At 39.8% G+C, this 19925-nt stretch carries 11 protein-coding genes; 5 read left to right on the top strand and 6 right to left on the bottom strand.

The genetic code is table 11. The features are described from left to right. Nucleotides 1-468 precede the first annotated feature (468 nt). The 5 genes from KSO91_RS11090 to KSO91_RS11070 all read right to left on the bottom strand — a co-directional run bounded on the left by KSO91_RS11090 (nucleotide 469) and on the right by KSO91_RS11070 (nucleotide 9742). Nucleotides 469-1401, bottom strand: a complete 933-nt coding sequence (locus KSO91_RS11090) for an alpha-E domain-containing protein (protein ID WP_238743067.1) — start codon at nucleotides 1399-1401, stop codon at nucleotides 469-471. 1 nt (nucleotide 1402) lies between these two features. Further along, nucleotides 1403-2857: a circularly permuted type 2 ATP-grasp protein gene (locus KSO91_RS11085; RefSeq protein WP_238743066.1), complete on the bottom strand. Its 1455-nt coding sequence runs from the start codon at nucleotides 2855-2857 to the stop codon at nucleotides 1403-1405. 53 nt (nucleotides 2858-2910) lie between these two features. Further along, a complete protein-coding gene (locus KSO91_RS11080) occupies nucleotides 2911-3789 on the bottom strand; it encodes a transglutaminase family protein (protein WP_238743065.1) in 879 nt (292 codons plus the stop codon). Then, nucleotides 3786-6284, bottom strand: coding sequence for a circularly permuted type 2 ATP-grasp protein (locus KSO91_RS11075; RefSeq protein WP_238743064.1), 2499 nt, complete (start codon nucleotides 6282-6284; stop codon nucleotides 3786-3788). Before KSO91_RS11075 ends, KSO91_RS11080 begins: the two co-directional genes overlap by 4 nt. A gap of 146 nt (nucleotides 6285-6430) precedes the next feature. Continuing rightward, nucleotides 6431-9742, bottom strand: a complete 3312-nt coding sequence (locus KSO91_RS11070) for a transglutaminase family protein (protein WP_238743063.1) — start codon at nucleotides 9740-9742, stop codon at nucleotides 6431-6433. A 545-nt stretch (nucleotides 9743-10287) separates the two neighbouring features. On the opposite strand from KSO91_RS11070, the gene KSO91_RS11065 reads away from it, so the two are divergent. The 4 genes from KSO91_RS11065 (at nucleotide 10288) to KSO91_RS11050 (ending at nucleotide 17608) form a co-directional block, all read left to right on the top strand. Next, nucleotides 10288-11058, top strand: coding sequence for an SHOCT domain-containing protein (locus KSO91_RS11065; protein WP_238743062.1), 771 nt, complete (start codon nucleotides 10288-10290; stop codon nucleotides 11056-11058). 254 nt (nucleotides 11059-11312) lie between these two features. Next, nucleotides 11313-12473, top strand: a complete 1161-nt coding sequence (locus tag KSO91_RS11060) for a zinc-binding metallopeptidase family protein (protein ID WP_238743061.1) — start codon at nucleotides 11313-11315, stop codon at nucleotides 12471-12473. Nucleotides 12474-12836: 363 nt separating this feature from the next. Next, nucleotides 12837-14978, top strand: coding sequence for an FUSC family membrane protein (locus KSO91_RS11055; RefSeq protein ID WP_238743060.1), 2142 nt, complete (start codon nucleotides 12837-12839; stop codon nucleotides 14976-14978). A gap of 278 nt (nucleotides 14979-15256) precedes the next feature. Then, nucleotides 15257-17608: a hypothetical protein gene (locus KSO91_RS11050; protein ID WP_238743059.1), complete on the top strand. Its 2352-nt coding sequence runs from the start codon at nucleotides 15257-15259 to the stop codon at nucleotides 17606-17608. A gap of 175 nt (nucleotides 17609-17783) precedes the next feature. On the opposite strand, the gene KSO91_RS11045 is transcribed toward KSO91_RS11050, so the two are convergent. Continuing rightward, the gene (locus KSO91_RS11045; RefSeq protein WP_238743058.1) at nucleotides 17784-18359 is read right to left on the bottom strand and encodes a CAP domain-containing protein; all 576 of its coding nucleotides are present in this window, start codon (nucleotides 18357-18359) and stop codon (nucleotides 17784-17786) included. 282 nt (nucleotides 18360-18641) lie between these two features. On the opposite strand from KSO91_RS11045, the gene malE reads away from it, so the two are divergent. Beyond that, on the top strand, nucleotides 18642-19805 hold the full coding sequence (malE, locus tag KSO91_RS11040; RefSeq protein ID WP_238743057.1) for a maltose/maltodextrin ABC transporter substrate-binding protein MalE: 1164 nt from the start codon (nucleotides 18642-18644) through the stop codon (nucleotides 19803-19805). The last annotated feature ends 120 nt before the right edge of the window (nucleotides 19806-19925 follow it).

Raw genomic sequence — 19925 nt, 5'->3', positions numbered from 1 at the left:
ATAACCAGTTATTGCTGCGATGATTCGCCTTGAACTACGCAAAACTAACAGCACTGTATAATATGTTTTTTAACTTGTTGATATTTAATCTTATTTCGCTTCCATTATCCAGAACTGAGGTTAAATAAACTAGATTAGATAGTTAATTAAAAGAGAGCTTTTGCTCTCTTTTTTGATGATCACAAGTTAACATTCATCTATACGCGCTCATTTATCCCTTATTTAAAAACGCATAAAATACTGCATTTGTTTTTATGGAAACTTCATCTAAGAGGCATGTGCATCAGAGTTGATCGAGTTTAATCTCAAGCGGCTCAAATAAATAACTGCGCATTTTTACACGAAGAGCTTATGACTAACCGTATCTAATGAAATGAGTTAGAGTCTATTAATAAAGAATAAAAAAGGGTCTCTAATTGATATTACAATTAGAGACCCTTTTAAATAGTAGATATAAAACTGAGCAGCTTACTCAGCCGGTTTTAAAAAGTATAATTCTGCTAACATATTATGAATACCTGCTAATTTAATTTGTATTTCATCAACATAATCATGCAAATCGCCATTTTTAAGCGCTCTCACATCCTGATGCTTTAATTCATCACTTGCCTTATCAATTAATTTAATTAGCTCATTGGAATAAAGAAGAGGTTCAATAAGCTCTTTTAACTCATATAAACAAAACAAGATAGATCTTGGGAAAACTTCACTGTGCATGACAAATTCGATAACGTCTGCACGTTGAACTCGAACGCCCATTTGCTGACGATACATCTGATACGCACTCAGTGAGCGTAATAGACTGATCCATTGAATATTTTCATAAGGTTTACCTTCTTCATTGGTGGTTATAAGCGTCGCAGAGCGGATATCTAGAATCCGCGAGGTCATATCTGCGCGTTCTATAATCGAACCAAAGCGGATAAAAACATACCCCTGATCATGATTTATTGTCGCATCTAATGTCCCAAATATCATATGGGCAGATTCAATAATTTTTTTCAGATAAGCAAAGCGTCCGCGTTTAGTTAGTCCCTCATTTTGGTTTTCTTTAACATAATAGTATAAAGAATTTATCTCTTCCCATACATCTCTTGGAACCACATCTCGGACGGTACGAGCATTTTCTCGTGCAGAAATAATAGAATTGAGGATGGAAGAATTATTATCGTTTCCGACTAACAAATACCTTAATGCTTTTTGTTCTGAAAAATCCGTATGATTTTCTTGATATTCTTGGCGTACACCGATGATATCAATTAAGGGTTCCCAGCCAGTACAAACGCCTTTGGGTAAATCCATCATCAACATATTATTAACATTGATCAAACGAGCTACATTTTCTGCACGCTCAATATAACGAGATACCCAATATAAAGTTTCACCTACTCTTGATAGCATATTATTTATCCTCTTCGTCAACAATCCAAGTATCTTTACTACCACCACCTTGTGAAGAATTCACCACGAGAGAGCCTTTTACCATGGCAACACGCGTTAACCCGCCCATTGTTACTTGCGTATCTTTGCCGGAGGATAGAATAAAAGGTCTTAAGTCCACATGCCGTCCATCAGGCTCTATACCATCTAAAGTAGGGACTGTGGATAAATCTAATGTAGGTTGAGCCACCCAGTTTCTTGGATCAGATTTAATCTGTGCAATGGTTTCTTGCTGCTGTTTTTTAGTCGATTTAGGACCAATCAATAAACCGTAACCACCTGATTCATTGGCAGGTTTAACCACTAATTTATCAATGTTTTTAATGACATGATCACATTCTTTTGGATCCATACATTTAAAAGTGGGTACATTGGCTAGCTTGGCATCTTCACCCAGATAATATTTAATCATATCAGGTACATAGGCATAAACGACTTTATCATCTGCTACGCCAGCACCCGGTGCATTAACCAAAGCAACATTACCTTTAGACCAAGCTCGCATCAGACCAGGAACGCCAAGTTGAGAATCGGGTAAGAAGACTTCCGGGTCTAAAAACAAGTCATCAATGCGACGATAAATGACATCAACTCGTTGTAACCCTGTAATGGTCCGCATATATACGCAATCATCTTTTTCAACGACTAAATCACGACCTTCCACCAGCTCACAGCCCATTTCTTGGGCAAGGTAGCAATGTTCGAAATAGGCTGAATTAAAGACACCCGGTGTTAATACAACAACTTCGGGTCGGTCATCCTTACGAGGCGACATCGCAGCTAACATATCAAATAATTGAGAAGGGTAATCATCAATAGGCAATATAGAAACCTGCTCAAACAGTTCAGGAAATACTCGCTTCATTACAGAACGATTTTCAAGCATATAAGATACGCCAGAAGGGACGCGTAGATTATCTTCTAACACATACATAGTGCCATCACCGCCTCGTACTAAATCTGAACCGCAAATATGTGCCCATATTTTATTGGGAGGGTTAATGCCAACGCATTGAGTGCGGAAATTGACCGATTTTTCTAATAATCCTTTTGGAAACACTCCATCTTTTATTATTTTTTGATCATGGTACAAGTCATCTATAAATAGATTTAACGCTTCGACACGTTGTTTTAAACCGACTTCTATACCCTGCCATTCTTTTTTACCAATAGTGCGAGGGATAATATCAAAAGGCCACGCTCTATCGATCATACTGCCTTCATTGTATACAGTGAAGGTAATGCCCATCTCTTTAATCGCTAAATCCGCAACCGCTCTGGCTTTCTTTAATTCTTCTTCAGATAAATTAGAAAAAAATTGAGCTAACTGCCGTCCGTGTAATCTGACGTTGCCTTGACCGTCAACTAATTCATCAAAAAAACCATTTGTTTGGTACGCTTTCCAATCAATTCCCATACACTTTTCCGCCTTTTAATCAGTCGCTCATATAAAATAAGACATTATTAAAATTACTCTAACCGAATCATATCTACCGCAACATCTAGTTGCTGAGCGCCGCCACCAAATACAACCCCTTTTAAGGGGGTGACATCAGAAAAATCGCGTCCAACTGCTAAAGTGATATGCTGGTCACTAGGTAATACATTGTTGGTCGGATCAAAATCAACCCAACCAAATTCAGGGAAAAAGACCGCAAACCAAGCGTGAGTTGCATCAGCACCTTCTAATTTTTCTTCCCCTTCAGGTGGCATCGTTTCAATATAACCACTAACATATCTTCCCGCTAACCCTATGCAGCGCAAGCAAGCTAGCGCAAAGTGTGCAAAATCTTGGCAAACGCCCCTTTTTTGTGCAAAAACAACGCTTAAAGGGGTGCTAATCGTAGTAAAACCAGGATCATAATAAAACTCATGAAAAATTCGTGCCATTAAATGCTTACAAGCGTAAATTAAATTTGCTTCAGGGGTAAACGAGACTAACGCATAATCCTTAATCCCTTTCTCTAGCGGCGTGAATTGCGAAGGTAATACAAATTCAGCTGCTTTTAATAACTCAGGCGTATTGGGAAACGCGAGTAAGTCACGCACCTTTTTCCACGGCATATCTGCACCATTTAAATTATTATTAGCCCCTACTAATAATTCAACTTCACTGATCATGGTAACTTTAAGTATTTTGTGTTGTATCGCAATCTCAAAAACAGTCACATTATTATTAAAGTAATCCGTAAACTGTTGCAAATAACTTGCTGATGGAACAATTTCGATCCGACTACTATGACATATTTGCCCGCGATCTGTTTTTGGCGTTAGGCGAGCCTGATTCTGACATAAGCTGACAAAATCTGCGTAATGATACGTGGTTGAATGTTTTATTTTATATTTCACGATTGTGCTTGCTCAATATTAGTCCAATTTAATTTTTTAGCCGTTTGTGTATGAGAGAAGTACTGCAGCAATAAGACATCACAAAAAGTATCTAAATTCATACGAATATTATGGCTAAATTCAATTAACTGTTTGCGTTGCCCATCAACACATTTTTGCAAATAGTCTTTTTCTGTTAAATAACAAGTCGTTTTAGATAACAAAATGGCTTTCTCATGTGCTGCAATTAATCCAGGTCGGCGCTTTGTCGGTAAGTGCAGGCATAGCTGGTTAATTTGCTCTAATTGGAATAATAAAGAACGCGGGTACTCAGCATCCAATAACAACAGCTCAATCCCTGTTCCGATACTTTGATACATACGATAACGACGCTTGTGTGTTACTAAGCTCACTTGACAACTCAATACGGCTTCAAGCAATCCAAGCTCTTCTGGCACATCTAACTCTTGCGTCAGTAGTGCCGAGCTTAATGATGTTATTTGAATGCTACGTTCAATCCTGCGTCCTATTTCTAATAAAAACCAACCGTTACTATTAGGCATACAATCTGTAATCGAACCATTAAATGCCATTATTGAACCAATAATATTATCTAAGCTTCTTTGCATGGCACGGGTAGAGATGTTTGCTGTGACATTTTTTAATAATTGAATCTGTTCATTAATATCATCCATGATTCGTCGACTATCATGAGATAACAGCTCTCGTATCTGTACGGCCGCATTAGATAAGTATTTAAGCGTATTAATAACACTACCAGCACATTGCTGATCTGCAAATAATTGAAAACCTATGTGCTTAGATAAGTTAGGATCAAAGTCTTCTAACTTTGTATCCTGCTCTATATATGGATAAACAATATGCTGCGACTTAATCGCGCTTGAGAATCGAGCAACAATATTTCGTCGAGTTAAATCAGGATAAATAGCTAGCTCTGTATATCTATCTATAAAAATACGCAGAATGCGTACCGTATTTTCACATCGTTCCAAATATCGCCCTAACCAAAACAGGTGTTCTGCTGTACGGCTAGAGATTACGCCCTCCAATAAAGTCACATCCATTCTTTTTCTGGTTGGAATAGGCGCATTGTGTACTTCTGAATCGGCCTTATTGGCGGTATTTATCCAGGTATCTTTAATCCATCCTGATACATTTGGATCATTACTTATTTCATTGGAAAAACATAATGCCGACGGTAACACTTCTACACCATTCTCTGTTGTTAAGGCGTAACATCGGAAGATCACTGGCTTAGCAATGAGTTTGCCGTCGCTCCAAAAGGGCGCGGAACTAAAGATGGGTTTATCTTGAAAATAATATTGTTCGGGGTGTTTGCTTATCAACAAGGTTATTTCTTGTGCATCCGCCGCCCCGTCTAACTTGAATTTTTGATCTTTATAACTAGCTAACTCAAGTAAGCTCCAATCTAATGCCCTAGCTTGTTCTACATTATAGAAATTAGGTTCACTAATCAGCAGTGGTTTTTTTAAAAGCTGCTGAGATAATTCAGCTAAATGGCACTTGATTGCGGGTGATGATAAAACACCGCTACCAAAAGGATTTAAAACTTTAACAGAACCTTCTCGTACCGCTTGTAATAAGCCAGGAATACCATGTAAGGAATACTCTGTTTGCTCTAATGAATCAATACACCAGTCAGGTATCCAGCGAACAATAACATTGATTTTTCCTAAACCTTGTAACGATTTCAAGCAAACTTGGCCATTACGCACCGTCAGATCCGCGCTTTGTACTAAAGTAAAACCAAAGTAGGTTGATAAAAAAGAATGTTCGTTATAATTAGGATCATCGGTTCCTTGAGTAAGGATAACAATACGAGGGTCATCCATATAACGCGTATATTCATTAATACCGTCTTGGAAAAGATCAAGAAATTCTTTAATTTGTTGAACGTTACATTCCGCAAACTCTTCAGCCATAACTCGTCGAGCAATAATACGACTTTCAAGTAGTAACCCCAAACCTAATGGGCACTGGCAGTGATCCGCCAATACTTTAAATTCACCAGATGGGGTGCGATAAACATCAAGCGCTGTAAAAAACAGCTTTAGCTCATTCGCAGGCAGGCTAAAACCTTCGCGTAGGTAATTGCTATCTTGATATAATCGCTGGGCAGGAATATGGCCAGACATTAATAATTTTTGTTCGCCATAAATGTCTTGCTGAATTTTATTTAATAATAGAGTTCTTTGTTTAATTCCCTCTTCAAGGAAAGCCCAATCAACCTTAGAAAACATAAAAGGCAGAGGATCGAAATGCCACTGCTGATTGCTTTCATTGTTAGTATTACCATTTTGCAGTAATTGACTGATCTCAATTGCGCGACCACTAACATCTTCTGCTGTTAGACTAGCCAAACGATTAAATAAGGTATCCCAATGATCTGGATAGAGGCCACAGTGATTTGCCAGTTCATCATGACTATGGTGCTTATTGAGATATAAAGACAACCAGCTAGGCAATTCTGACATAGTGTTATTGTTAATATACAAGCTGAAAGTACTCCGTTTTATAGTATAGAGTCGCAACGATATAACCAATATACCCTGTATCATCTGCCCGAGGTAAAAAATAAAATCATTCCACCTCAAATAATTTAAAGGTGGAATGGTCCAACTTATTTAAAGATAGGTTGTCGACGCAAATCTAAAGTATTCGGATAGTCTGGGTTAGCGCTTTCCTCCTCAGGAACAACAAAATCACTAACAGATTGTGCGAACTGGAAACTGTGAGTCACAGCTGAAGGACTCCAGCTTGGCTGTGCAGATTCCAATAACGATGGGGTATGCCCATGCTCCCAAAATCTTGCGACTCTTCGTCCTTCAGCTTCAAACGCATTAACAGGTAAAGTTTCAGGATTACGCCCCCCCGCATGACTAACATGATAAACAAAGCCTCCCATAGATCGTCCCACCCACGTATCAATCAAATCAAACACCAAAGGTGCATGTACGCCGATTGTTGGATGCAATGCCGTTGGCGGTTGCCAAGCTCGATAGCGAACCCCCGCTATCATTTCATCTTTAGCCTTACCTTTAACTGACTTAAGCGGCACTCTACGGCCATTACAGGTGACAATATAACGGTCACTTAGCATCCCTTGGACTTTAATTTGTACTCTTTCTAATGAGGAGTCCACATACCTTGCCGTCCCTGACGCACTCGCTTCTTCGCCCAATACATGCCACGGTTCAATCGCGGTTCTCAGCTCTAATGTAATATTGTCAAGTTCACGCGTACCACACACCGGAAATCTAAATTCAAAAAAGGGATTAAGCCAATTTAGATTAAAATGAAAACCGGCTTGCTGCAGATCTCGACTTACCTGAGCTAAATCATTTTCGACATATTGCGGCAATAAAAACTTATCATGTAATTCAGAGCCCCATCGAACCAATGGCTTATGATAAGGTTTCTTCCAGAACCAAGCGAGTAAGGTACGCAACAATAACATTTGTACCAAGCTCATTTGTGAATGAGGCGGCATTTCAAAACCCCTAAATTCAACAATCCCCAAACGACCGGTAGCAGAGTCTGGAGAATATAACTTATCAATACAAAACTCAGCTCGGTGTGTATTACCGGTTAAATCAACTAATAAGTTACGCAATAATCGATCAACTAACCAAGGCTCGGGCACTTCTCCTTCTGGCATATGTGAAAAAGCGATTTCTAGTTCATATAACACTTCATCTCGGGCTTCATCTACACGTGGCGCTTGGCTTGTTGGACCAATAAACAAACCCGAAAATAGATAAGATAATCCGGGATGATGCTGCCAATAAGTAATAAAGCTTCTTAAAATATCAGGTCGGCGTAAAAACGGGCTTTGATCCGGCGTTTCACCGCCTAGCGTTACATGATTACCACCACCGGTACCGGTATGACGGCCATCAGCCAGAAATTTATCTGTTCCTAAGCGACATTCTTTTGCCAATCCATACAAGGTCGTTATTCTTTCGACCAGCTGATTCCATGAAGTAGAAGGATGAATATTCACTTCTATTACACCGGGATCGGGGGTTACTGCGTATTTTTCAACACGACTATCTTTCGGTGGACTATAACCTTCAATCACCACTGGAATAGTAAGTTGCTTAGCAACGCTCTCAATCGCGTTTAATAACCCCATATACTGTTCAAAATGACTTGTTGGTGGCATAAAGATATATAAACGACCTTCTCTTACTTCCAAAACAAGCGCAGTTTTAACCATTTCTTTACCGATAAATCCCTTTTTTACTTTTGCAGATTTTGCAAAGTTTTCAGGAATATCAAAGGGGTCGCGATCAATTATATTATCGCTCCAGTCTAGGCTATCCAAAGGAAGTCGATAGCCTAATGGTGATTCACCGGGTAAGAGAAAACAATGACCGCGTTTAAATTCCCAAGTACAAGATTGCCAGCAATTCTTACCATCATTCCATTTCAAAGGTAAGGCATAACCGACTGGTTTTTCTATCCCCTTTTCCATTTTTGCTAATAGACCTTTGCGGCTCATTGCATCAAGTAATTGCGGTTGTTCAGGATTCAGCTCTACTGGTAAAGACGCTTCTTGCCAAAGGTGATAGAGGATATCTTCATAAGCGGTGGTGAGTGCTTTTGTGTCTAGACCTAGCGCACTACAAAGCGTCTCTGCAAACTGCTTAGTGTCCGTATGGTCTAATTTATAATCTTTATTAGGATCAGCTAATAACTTTGCATCGTTCCACAAAGCCACACCATCTTTCCGCCAATAACAAGCATATTGCCAACGCGGTAAAGGCTCTCCGGGATACCATTTGCCTTGCCCATAGTGTGTAAAGCCCCCTTTGGTATAGACTTTGTTCATTTCAACAAATAAATTTTGAGCTAAGATTCTCTTTTCTTTACCATCTGCCTCAGTATTCCATTGCGGATGCTCCATATCATCAATAGAAATAAAGGTCGGCTCTCCCCCCATGGTTAAGTGTATGCCTTCTTCGTTATAGACATTATCAACTTGCTGACCTAACCGATTGATCGCAGCCCATTGCGCTTCAGAATAAGGCTTAGTAACACGCGGATCTTCATGTACACGAGTCACTTTGTTGTAAAAACTAAATTCAGATTCGCACTTATCTATTCCGCCAGTCACCGGCGCCGCTGAGCTTGGCTCGGGTGTACAAGCCAATGGGATATGTCCTTCTCCAGCGAATAAACCAGAAGTAGGATCAAGTCCAATCCAGCCAGCCCCGGGAATATATACTTCGGTCCAAGCATGTAAGTCAGTAAAATCTTCTTCTGGACCACTTGGGCCATCTAATGATTTTTGATCAGACGTTAATTGAATAAGATACCCAGAAACAAATCGAGCAGCCAATCCTAAATGACGAAATAGTTGCACTAACAACCAAGCCGAGTCACGACATGAGCCGGTTTTTTTAGTAATAGTTTCGTTAGCCGTTTGTACGCCAGGCTCCAAACGAATACCATAATCAACCAGCTCATAAATTGCTTGATTAACCGCAACGATAAAATCAACGCTCCTAAGCGGCTTTTCGGGCTGTAAAGAGTCAATTAACGCTAAAAACATTTTGCTTGCTTTGCGTTTTTTTAAGTAGGGAGTCAATTCTGATTTTGAAACGGCATCATAAACAAATGGGAAATTCTCTGCATACTCTTCTAAAAAGAAATCAAAAGGATTAATAACGGTCATTTCAGCTACTAAATCGACCGTAAAACTAAATTCGGTGGTCGGTTTATTAAAAATAACCCTCGCTTGATAGTTACCGAATGGATCTTGCTGCCAGTTGATATAATGATCTTCAGGTATTATTTTTAAAGAATAACTTTTAATTTTAGTACGGCTATGCGGTGCAGGGCGTAATCGAAATATGTGCGGCCCCATCTTAACTGAACGGTCATATTTATATTGAGTATGATGTGTAATACCAACAGTAATTGTCATCGACTAATTCCCCTTTAAATAATGTACAGCCATATAAATAACATGAAAATGTTATTGGCGTTAATTTTATTTGTGCAATATCTATTCCACTTTAATTAAACATAATAAAGTAAGGATTTGGGCCTGATTAATAGCTTGAAAACGTTTATTAGGCCTATATAAGCCCTAGTAAAGGTGCGTGAAATTGGTGATTACTGTACTAATGGTGCAAGAGATGCACTAAAATAGTACGAGAAAAATCCCAAAGAATTAACCAATAACTCAGTATAACTAATTTGCCAAATTGCGTATGGAAAAAAAAGTTAACTGAAAAAAATAGTTCACAATAAAGCCGCGAAGATGGTTAATAATGATGCTATTATAAAGTGTTTTTGATCGCTTACGTCATAACAAAACTAGCAATCCTGTTAAGATAAAACGAGCTGTTTGGGTACGATCACCCGGGACTTCTTTTTGCATTATCATCAATGTTTAACGAAGTGTATTTGCTCATCCGTTTTTCGGATTTATAAAATCAACCCAATTTACCTAATAGGACATTTTTTATGCAAAAGTTAACAGATATTGGTGAGAATCTCGTCAATAATATAGCGTCACGTTATGCCTTAAGCCACGATGCAGTGGTGCACATGTTAATTGCAGTCAATAATGGTGGCGGCTCAATGGCTCAATTTAACTGTCCAGAACTTGGTGGATCTGGACAATGGATGCGTGGTGGAATGACCATGGTCGGTGATATGTTTAACAACGGCCTAAAAAATACCGTTGACAATTTATGTAATGAACTAGCCAACATACTTGCTAATAATCAAGTTTTCCCGATAATTCCTGCCGGCACCCCTGGCAGCAGCCAATGGTGGCCGAGTAATTTGGGCAATCCATTCAGCAGTGGCGCACAAAATAATACCCGCTATGCGATATTCCCTAATCGATTAGCCGTTGAATTAAATGGGCAAGTATCCGTATATGACACCCTCGACCATCATATCGGCGGTGTGAGCCAGCAGCAGGGAAGTAATAACTCACTTACGTTCAATAGTCAGTGGGGAACGATTAGTGTGAGTAGCTTACCTTTAATATCGGGACAAGCAATGCCACCAGCAGTACAAGTTAACTTTGCAGAACAAAACACCCCGCCTGCATTTGTCCCTGCGGCCGCCGATATTATTGAAGTTGCAGCCATTAACTCCACCCCACAATATGCGACAAAGCAAACGCTTGAAATCATTGAGAAATTAGCGCAATTAAGGGATTTGGGCGCGCTTACAGATGATGAATTTAATATAAAGAAAACTGATTTATTAAATCGAATCTAATTGCGCTATAGAATATAATAAAACCCGATAACAGCTTATTCATCGTCTTACTATTAAAATGGGTAAGTCGTTATCGATAACAACAACTTAAAGCGTGCACCGCAGCAAATGTGCTTTTTGAGTTAAGTTTAATACTTATAATAGCTTTTTTTTCGCAGCGCTATTTGTTAAGTCGATAATGGTTTTTGATGATTAATCTAGACTTCTCGACTCCAGTTACTCACTTCCTCCCCCTCTTTTAATCCGGTATGTATATGAAAACATTTCAATGTAATTGCAAAGATCAAGCCATTTTATTTTTTGAAAGCAGCCATTGTCTTTCTTGTGGAAGAACTGTTGGGCTTGATGACCAATTTGACCAAGTCGAACCTTTTGAATTAGATGAAGAAACCGGGTTGTTTTTTAAAGCAGCACAACCTGAAATTCGGTATCAAAAATGTGATAACAATGCGCAATTCAAAGTATGTAATGGCATGGTCAATTTAAATACCTTTGTACCGGTTGCCGATAAAGATGAAGTCCTGTGCTTTGCGTGCCGCTTTAATGAAACTGTACCCGATTTAAACGTTGTTGAGCATATTCCTTTGTGGAAAAAAATGGAAACAGCGAAACGCCGTTCTTTATATACCTTAAATGCGTTACCCGTTCCATTACACAATATTATCCAAGATCCAGAGCGTGGATTAAGCTTTGATTTTACAACAGACCGTAACGTCAAAGATCACTTCGTTAGCCAATTAGCCGACCATGAAACGGTTTTTACCGGTCATGATTGTGGTCATATCACCATTAATCTAGCCGAAGCCGATGACGTCGCTCGTTCTCATACGAAATTAGCGATGGGTGAACATTATCGGACTTTGCTTGGGCATTTCCGCCATGAACTGGGTCATTACTATTTCGACCAATTAATTGCCAATTCACCGAAAAAACATGCTTTATGCAAACAGTATTTTGGCGATGATGAGCTAGATTACCAAGAAGCGTTAAAACAACATTATGAAAAAGGCGCACCAGAAAGTTGGCGTGAAACGTTTATTAGCGAATATGCCACTATGCATCCCTACGAAGATTGGGCTGAAACGTGGGCGCATTATATGCACATTATTGACACCTTAGAGACCGCGCAGAACTTCTCTATTACAGGCTCAACTTCTGGAAACTCTGTCGATACAGAAGAGGTCGGTGAATTACATTTACCTCAGGATGCATCTTATTTTTCTGCACAAACATCTATTACCAATATTTTGGATACTTGGATGGACTTCTCGGTGATCCTCAATTCATTAAATCGTAGCATGGGGTTGTCTGACGCTTATCCATTTGTATTAACACAAGCAGTACGCATAAAGTTGTCGTTTATTCATCATGCAATTCATAATAGGCTCAACCTACTACCAGCATTAAAAAAATGAAGTCGAAGAAAATAAAGATCTGAAGCCAATAAGCAATTACAATCAGTGGCGCTTGACGGTCGGTGCCACCTTTTATCACAACATTGATTTTCAGCTAGGAGAGTAAGTTTCTTTAAATGTTTTTCGCAGAAGGTCTTAAATTATCTGACATAAAATTTTTGTATTAACAAGTTATAATGCATAACGTGGTGATGTGCAGACTTCTCTAATTGCTTTAACATACTGAAAACTGCTAGGATAAATGAGAATTATCGCAGTGATGGTTTATACCCAAGTTACACAATACATAGCAATATACATCTTGAGGAGGCTTTTTCTGCACTCAGGTCTTGCTACCGTCTCTTCTGTTTATGGGTGTACTCAATGAAATATTTGGATTTTTTTGCGTTACCATCGACTCGATCGCCTCTCTTTGTGACGGCAATTAAAGCTTCTTTGCTAACCGCCACATTTCTGGTATTGGGTATCGTTAACGATAATCTCGTGCAGATGAGTGCCATGTCAATGGGGGTTAGTGCTGCAGCATTAACAGATCATCCCGCCCAATATCACCGTCGGATTAGCGCTTTTGTTACATTAATTCTGTGTTTTGGTTGTGCCGCCATCTCTGTAGTGGCCCTCTATAACCAGCCGTGGTTATTTTTGATAGGTTTAGGTGCTGCAACTTTTTGTCTGATGATGGCAAGTGCTTTAGGACCGCGTTTCGGAAAAATGAGCTTTGGTGCATTAGCTATCTCAGTTTTTTCCATGCTCAGTTATCCGCATCATCCAGAACCTTGGTTATTGCCAGGTTTGATTGTCGGAGGTTCAGTGTGTTATTTCATCCTCTCAACCTTGGTCCAATATTTTATCCCCAACTTCAACATTGAACATGATAATCAACAATTATTTTCTACCCTAGCAAAGTATCAACTTCTCAAAGCCCGCTTTTTTGATAGCAATTCAGATCCCTCTGAGATCAGGTTGAGATTAGCTAAACTAGGCGCTCAGGCTTCGCATGCACTAGCGGATATGCAACAACAATTAATATTGCGCCAGCAAGAACAAAAAGATGCAAATCATAGTGCCGGATATTTAGATCAATTTTTTAAGGCACAAGTACTGCTTGAACGATTAAGCTCTTCCCATATTGTTTACCGAGAATTACGCCTAGAACTTGCTGATACCTCTTTGCCTGAACGTATTCAAAGAGTGATGGTGGGTTTATCTAAACGCATGTTGAGACAACCGAGATTTCGCCGTATTGCTAATTATGAAATGAATGATAATGTTGAAAATGAAGTAAAAGAGCTGGAGCAGAGCACCCAGCGACTGGCAAAGCGAGAGGTGTTTAGTAAATCTTGTGCGCTGCAGCTGGGATTTTTATTAGAAAACTTAAATAAAGTTTGCGAACTAACGCAGACTCACACTGCATTCCCATCCCAACATTTTTTATTTACTGAGCAACAACGCTTAGGGTGGCATCACTATTGGACGCTATTCAGAACGCCCAATACACCATTATTTCGTCATGCAGCGCGCTTAACCACTTGTATGCTTATTGGCTACCTGATTATTCTTATGTTGCCGGAAGATAGCCAAAACTATTGGTTTTTACTGACCATCTTATTTATCACTAAACCTTCTTTTTCAGCTACAAAATTAAGACTTAGCCAACGAATTATCGGCACTGTGCTCGGGATCGCCTTGGCAACAGGATTATATTTACTGCATTTACCTGTACTGGTATTGATCGCTATTGCAGCTATCGCTAAGTTTTTCTTTTTTTGGTACCTACAGAAAAGATACAGTCTTGCTGTTGCATGTGTTTCTATTTATGTGGTTATTATTTTACAATTCTACGGTTTAGACGCTGAGACCTTATTTATTAAGCGAATACTGGTGACCACTTGTGCAGCAGGCATCACTTTCTTAGCGCTTAGTTATCTATGGCCCGATTGGTTATGGACCCGCTCTCGCTCAGTGGTGGCCACTAATATTAACCACATTAGTGAATACCAACAGGCTGTTTTCAAACAGTATTTAAGTCAACAACGGATTGAGGACGAAGCGTATCGTACGGCTCGTTTCCAAGCACATTTAAGTGAAGCGAACTTAGTGGAGCATTGGCAGGCGTTATTAGTCGAACCGAGTTCCAAACGATCCGAAGCCGCAACCTTGTATTTATTAACCGGGCAGCTACATGCCTATCTTTCTCATCTATCCGCTTTGGCTTCTCATCGTGGGCGAATCACCTCCGAGGCAGTGCTACCTTTAATAGATGAAATTGGCGAAAAGCTGACAGAACAACTATCTGAATTGGTATTGTATCTTAGTGAGCAAGAATCTACATTTCGAGATAGTAGTCATCAACAAGTTTCAGGCAAGCTCGCAGCTTTATCATTGAGTTTATATGGCGACGATTTAATGGTTATCTTTCAACTGATAAGGCTAAACGAAGACATTGGCCAAATCAGAAAACTGGTTTTGTCCGCTGGAGATTGGCAGAAAGCGCAAGCAAGTTAATAGTTCTCGATACAGTTTTTTTGACTATTTTAAACGCCCTTATTATAAAAACAGTTAGTTACGGGGATAAAAGCTTCTTCAACGTGGCAGACACCAAGCAAACTGCTAGAGTAAGCAATGTGTACTACAATTTAGTCAATAAAAAATATTTTCTGATACATTCACTGTAAATCGACAACAAACAACATACCTATCGTTATTTAATCAGAGATCTTGTGCTGTTAATGATCACTGCGATGAATATTTCTCATCGCTTATCTTTTAGTGGAAATTCACCTATGAAAAAGAATATAAATTTATTAGTTATCCTATGTTTAACTGTTTGCTTGATCAATACGGGCAATGCTTATAGCGTTGAAACAAATTTTGATTACGATAATAACGGTTTGTATGATGCACAAGAACGCAAAATTCTACTTGATTTCCTACAGCAAGAATACCCTGAACTAAAAGCTGACTACGATAGTAATAATGACGGCAAAGTAACAGTATTGGAGCAAACCAAGGGCCGTCTTCCCCTATCATTACGCATTCCGGAAAGTGCTCGAAATAGTAATCAAAAAATTCCATGGGCAATAAATCTTTTCCCCGAGTGGCTTATGTCTGCATATTTCCAAGAAGATATTGCGATTGGCGCCGTTGTGACTCATCCTTCACGTGGCAACATTGAAAGAGATGCTACACAAGAAAATCTTCCCCTCCAACCAGTAAAAGTTGCTATTAATAGTGGCATTGAGTTTAAAGAAAACTCAGGACAGTACCTATCTATGGCTGGTCAACGTGATGCAAGATGGAATTATCGGTGGTGTATTTTTAGCTTTCGTATCGATGCGAATACGGGGTCAGATAATCAAACTATCCTGTTAGATGTTAATCACGGTAATTATTCAAATCAGTCATCCCCTAAAATCTGGTATAACAAAGATACGGGTATTAATATTCGCTATGTCGGCCTTTACAACGGTGTACGTGATACTCGTCTTATGACAACTAAAAACGACATTATTGCTGATGGAAAAACGTGGAATGTTATTGTTACCGGAATCCGCTACGGGCAAATGTTTGCCTCAGTAAATGGCTCACCACTTTCAACGGATGTAACGCAGCCAGATCGATTTTCAGGAAAGGGGCTTGGAACAGATAGGACCTCGTTTATAGGCGATAAGAGCACCGGGAATATGGCCTGGGCCTATGATACGTTAGCCTTTGGTCTAACGGAACCTTCTGAAGCAATGGTGCGTAAAATGAGCGGCTGGGCGGCTCATCGCTTAGGTTTTTATAACAACCGACCTAATAACCATTCTTATCAAATTAATCTACCAAATGATCACCAGTATAAAATCAATCGCCCAGTAATGGATGAGGAGGATTTTCCTTACCGCTATATACATGATAGTGAAAAATGGACCCAGTGGGGAGAGGGTATTAATTATTCACAGGTACGCGTTAATGGGGGAGGAGAGCGAGTCCCCGTTAGCGGTTTTGAAAGAGTATTTTATGATGACTTCCGTAAAAATCGAGTCAAAGCAAGTTCTAGCGGCGAAGCGGATCTTTGGTCTGCTCCGGGGTTTAACACTGCCGTGGGTGGTGATGCGACTCTTATTGAGCCAAACCCAACATATAATGCGTATCCTTATGATAGTACTGAACAAAAACAGACTCTATCGTTAATTAAAATAGGTGAACGCTGGAGAGGCAGTGCTTTTTACAGCGTGAATGATCTTGGTCATGGTTATACCTGGAGTGGTCCTAAGATATTCCGTATTCGTAGCATGTTCCCGCGAATACAGCAGGAAAATTTAGCTGGAGGCTTATTTCCCGCATTTTGGTCCTATGATCCAGATTTTCTATTTTGGCGCACAGCCAATAGGATTGAGGTCGACTGGTTCGAATTTGATGGTCTGAATGGGCGCTGGTTAAACGGACTCGCTTCACATTATCACTATGCAGCAGTGAATAATATATTTGCCAAACAACCTAGCAGTTATAAACGTTATAAGGCATATGGCGGAGAACTGACTGAAGCAAAAAGTAAAATTGAGGGCGGAGTCGAGTTTTGGGATGGTCAATACCATACTTGGGAGTTTGTAATTAATAATGATATCACTTTCATAAATATAACCATTAAAGATGCAGCAGGAAACGACAAATGGGTTGAAGTTGGTCGTGTCCCGACACCGCCGACTTATCTTGAACGCCTTGATCTGCAACTTGATTATGCTTTAAAGTCATATAACGGTAATCCAACCTCTGAGCGAGAGAATTTCACTGTTGATTGGATTGAAGTGCTGCAAAAAACGTCCGAAGTAATGAAGATTCCAAAACCCTTCCTCAATAGACCAATTATTAAAGGGGAGAAAATAGTTGCTAATACCATTACCTGTCAGGCCAATCTGCAAGACATTACAGATATTCGTTATTATTGGTTTGCTAATGGCTACCCGTTAACTTACACAGCGAGTAATACTTATGAGATCACCTCTGCAGAAGCAGGTAAGAAAATTCGTTGCATGGTCAAAGCCGTTGGCGCACTCAACATGCCGGAAGCTTGGACGGAAGCCGTCAGTATTGCAGCATACTATGCTCCCATTTCACCATCAAAAGTAGGCATTTCGTTACTCAGAAAGTGATGGTTATAGTGACTGATATTTCGTTCGCAGTGCTTTAAAATACGATTGAGGTAATAAAAATGCACAAATAGTCATTACAAATGCTCGCCTGTATGCGCTGATCGATTTAAATACCGCGAAATCTCAAAAATTAAAAGCCTTTAAAAACACAGTAACACAGCGTGATCCACAAGCTCTAAAAAGGTTTAGCAAACACTTGTGTCCAGTATCGGGTATAATCAGCATCACTATTTGAGACGCATGCCAAGCCCATTTCGGTTACATTTTTACTCATAATATTGTGACAATGCCCCTCACTTAACATCCACCCCTCTACCACGGCTTGTGCTGATGTTTGCCCTGCTGCAATATTTTCGGCCACATAAGACCAACGGTAACCTTGAGAAATAACACGGGACCCCACCGTGCTATCATCAACACCGGTATGACTAAAAAAATCATAATTAGCCATATTGGCAGCATGCTCTTGTGCTGCTAGAGTAAGCGCCACATTCCAGGTCACTGCAGCGACGGCGGGCATACTCTCTGTCCCACAAGTTTGTACTTGAGTGCGTTTTCCATTGATCAATGCTAACACTCGAGTTAAATCATCTTCACAGCGCAGCAAACTATAGTCAGTCACTTCAATATTACTATCACCACCAACGACTATCGGAATGTCATCAACGATCAAGGTGCCATTTAAAGATGAATCACCACCACAAGCAGCAACCAGAAATAAACAGAATATACCTATAGCCCAATTACGCATTTCACTACACCTTCTTAATATCACCAAAGCCACCCTAGCTAAAGTTTGCAGCGAGCATAGCAAGCCAGAAAAATAGTGCAATCTTAGAGAAGTATTATGGCAAACGAATGCAGCGAGAAACACGCTAATAAGAGGACCTATCCACATCGAATTTAGGGAAGATCGTGATTGCATCACAGCGATTTCTATAAGTGTGTATAACAACACTGCTTATATGGTAGGTTCCAATTTGCTACTCGTCGAAAAGGTTTGGCTGCCCTGAAATGTACAAAGGAATGTATTATGCAAAAAAGGTTAACACTGGCAATCGCTCTTATTTTGCCGCTTGCCTCGCTTACCGTGAACGCCTTTAGTGACAGCGCTATTACGGTCTGGGTTCCCGCCGATAAAGGCTATGATGGGATTATTGCCATGGGTAGCCGTTTTGAACGAGAAACTGGCATAAAAGTTAACGTTCGCCATCCCGATAGTATCGAAGTAAAGTTTCTACAGATAGCGGCAACTGGCGGAGGGCCGGATATCATCATATTCGCACATGATCGCTTTGGTGAATATGCACAAGCGAGACTTATTCGCGAAATCACAGTAAACAATGATTTTAAAGCTAAGTTTGAAAGCCTGACCTGGGATGCGCTTAAATATAAAGGAAAGTATTTCGGCTATCCAATTGCCACTGAAGCTTTATCACTTATCTATAATAAAGAGTTAATTTCGGAACCAATGAAAAATTGGGAAGATGTTTTTGCTATCGATGAAACATTATCTGCTGAAAACAAAAAAGCAATCATGTGGGATCTAAAGTCGCCATATTATACTTGGCCACTTCTTGCCGCAAACGGCGGATATGCATTTAAAGAAACCGCTGATGGCTATGATACTAAAGATATTGGAGTGAATAATAAAGGCACAAGAAGATCAATGTCATTTGTAAAAACATTGGTCGACCGTGCGATCATCTCTGCCGATTCTGATTATGTCAATGCTGAATCTGCATTTATCCACGGCAAAGTGGCGATGACGCTGAATGGGCCATGGTCATGGGCAAATCTGGATAAATCGGGAGTTCATTATGAATTGGCTATTTTACCTAAGTTAAATGGGCACCCTTCCCGTCCTTTCGTTGGCGTATTAAGCGCAGGAATCAATAGCAATTCACCCAATGCGGCATTGGCTGTAGAATTTTTAGAAAACTATCTTCTTACGGATATCGGACTCAGACTAATGAATGCGCATGTCCCTCTCGGTGCACCAGCATTAAAAAGCTTCTTAGAAGAGTTAAGTGGCGATCAGCGCGTGCTTGCTACCATTACAAATGCCAGAGCAGGAGAAATAATGCCTAACATTCCGCAAATGATGCCCTTCTGGTACGGACTACAATCTGCAATTACCAATGTAATTCAACAGCGCCAATCTATTGAAGATGCGCTATCTACCGTCGAGAAGTGAGCTTACGGCAGCGTAGCTCAACTTCCATTTTTTGTTCTGATTTAATACGGGTAACTCATCCATCAGGACTTAATTATGTCAAATCCAGAGCAACTTAGTAGCGTTATTACTGCATTTGAG

Origin of the sequence: Psychromonas antarctica, from assembly GCF_022267535.1 — a bacterium.
GTDB classification, from domain to species: domain Bacteria; phylum Pseudomonadota; class Gammaproteobacteria; order Enterobacterales; family Psychromonadaceae; genus Psychromonas; species Psychromonas antarctica.
This window is presented reverse-complemented; position numbering and strand designations above follow the sequence as displayed.

Coding starts and splice junctions, on each gene's coding strand:
- malE (WP_238743057.1), top strand. CDS start 18,642: ATGCAAAAAAGGTTAACACTGGCAATCGCTCTTATTTTGCCGCTTGCC.
- KSO91_RS11045 (WP_238743058.1), bottom strand. CDS start 18,359: ATGCGTAATTGGGCTATAGGTATATTCTGTTTATTTCTGGTTGCTGCT.
- KSO91_RS11055 (WP_238743060.1), top strand. CDS start 12,837: ATGAAATATTTGGATTTTTTTGCGTTACCATCGACTCGATCGCCTCTC.
- KSO91_RS11085 (WP_238743066.1), bottom strand. CDS start 2,857: ATGGGAATTGATTGGAAAGCGTACCAAACAAATGGTTTTTTTGATGAA.
- KSO91_RS11070 (WP_238743063.1), bottom strand. CDS start 9,742: ATGACAATTACTGTTGGTATTACACATCATACTCAATATAAATATGAC.
- KSO91_RS11090 (WP_238743067.1), bottom strand. CDS start 1,401: ATGCTATCAAGAGTAGGTGAAACTTTATATTGGGTATCTCGTTATATT.
- KSO91_RS11065 (WP_238743062.1), top strand. CDS start 10,288: ATGCAAAAGTTAACAGATATTGGTGAGAATCTCGTCAATAATATAGCG.
- KSO91_RS11075 (WP_238743064.1), bottom strand. CDS start 6,284: ATGTCAGAATTGCCTAGCTGGTTGTCTTTATATCTCAATAAGCACCAT.
- KSO91_RS11060 (WP_238743061.1), top strand. CDS start 11,313: ATGAAAACATTTCAATGTAATTGCAAAGATCAAGCCATTTTATTTTTT.
- KSO91_RS11050 (WP_238743059.1), top strand. CDS start 15,257: ATGAAAAAGAATATAAATTTATTAGTTATCCTATGTTTAACTGTTTGC.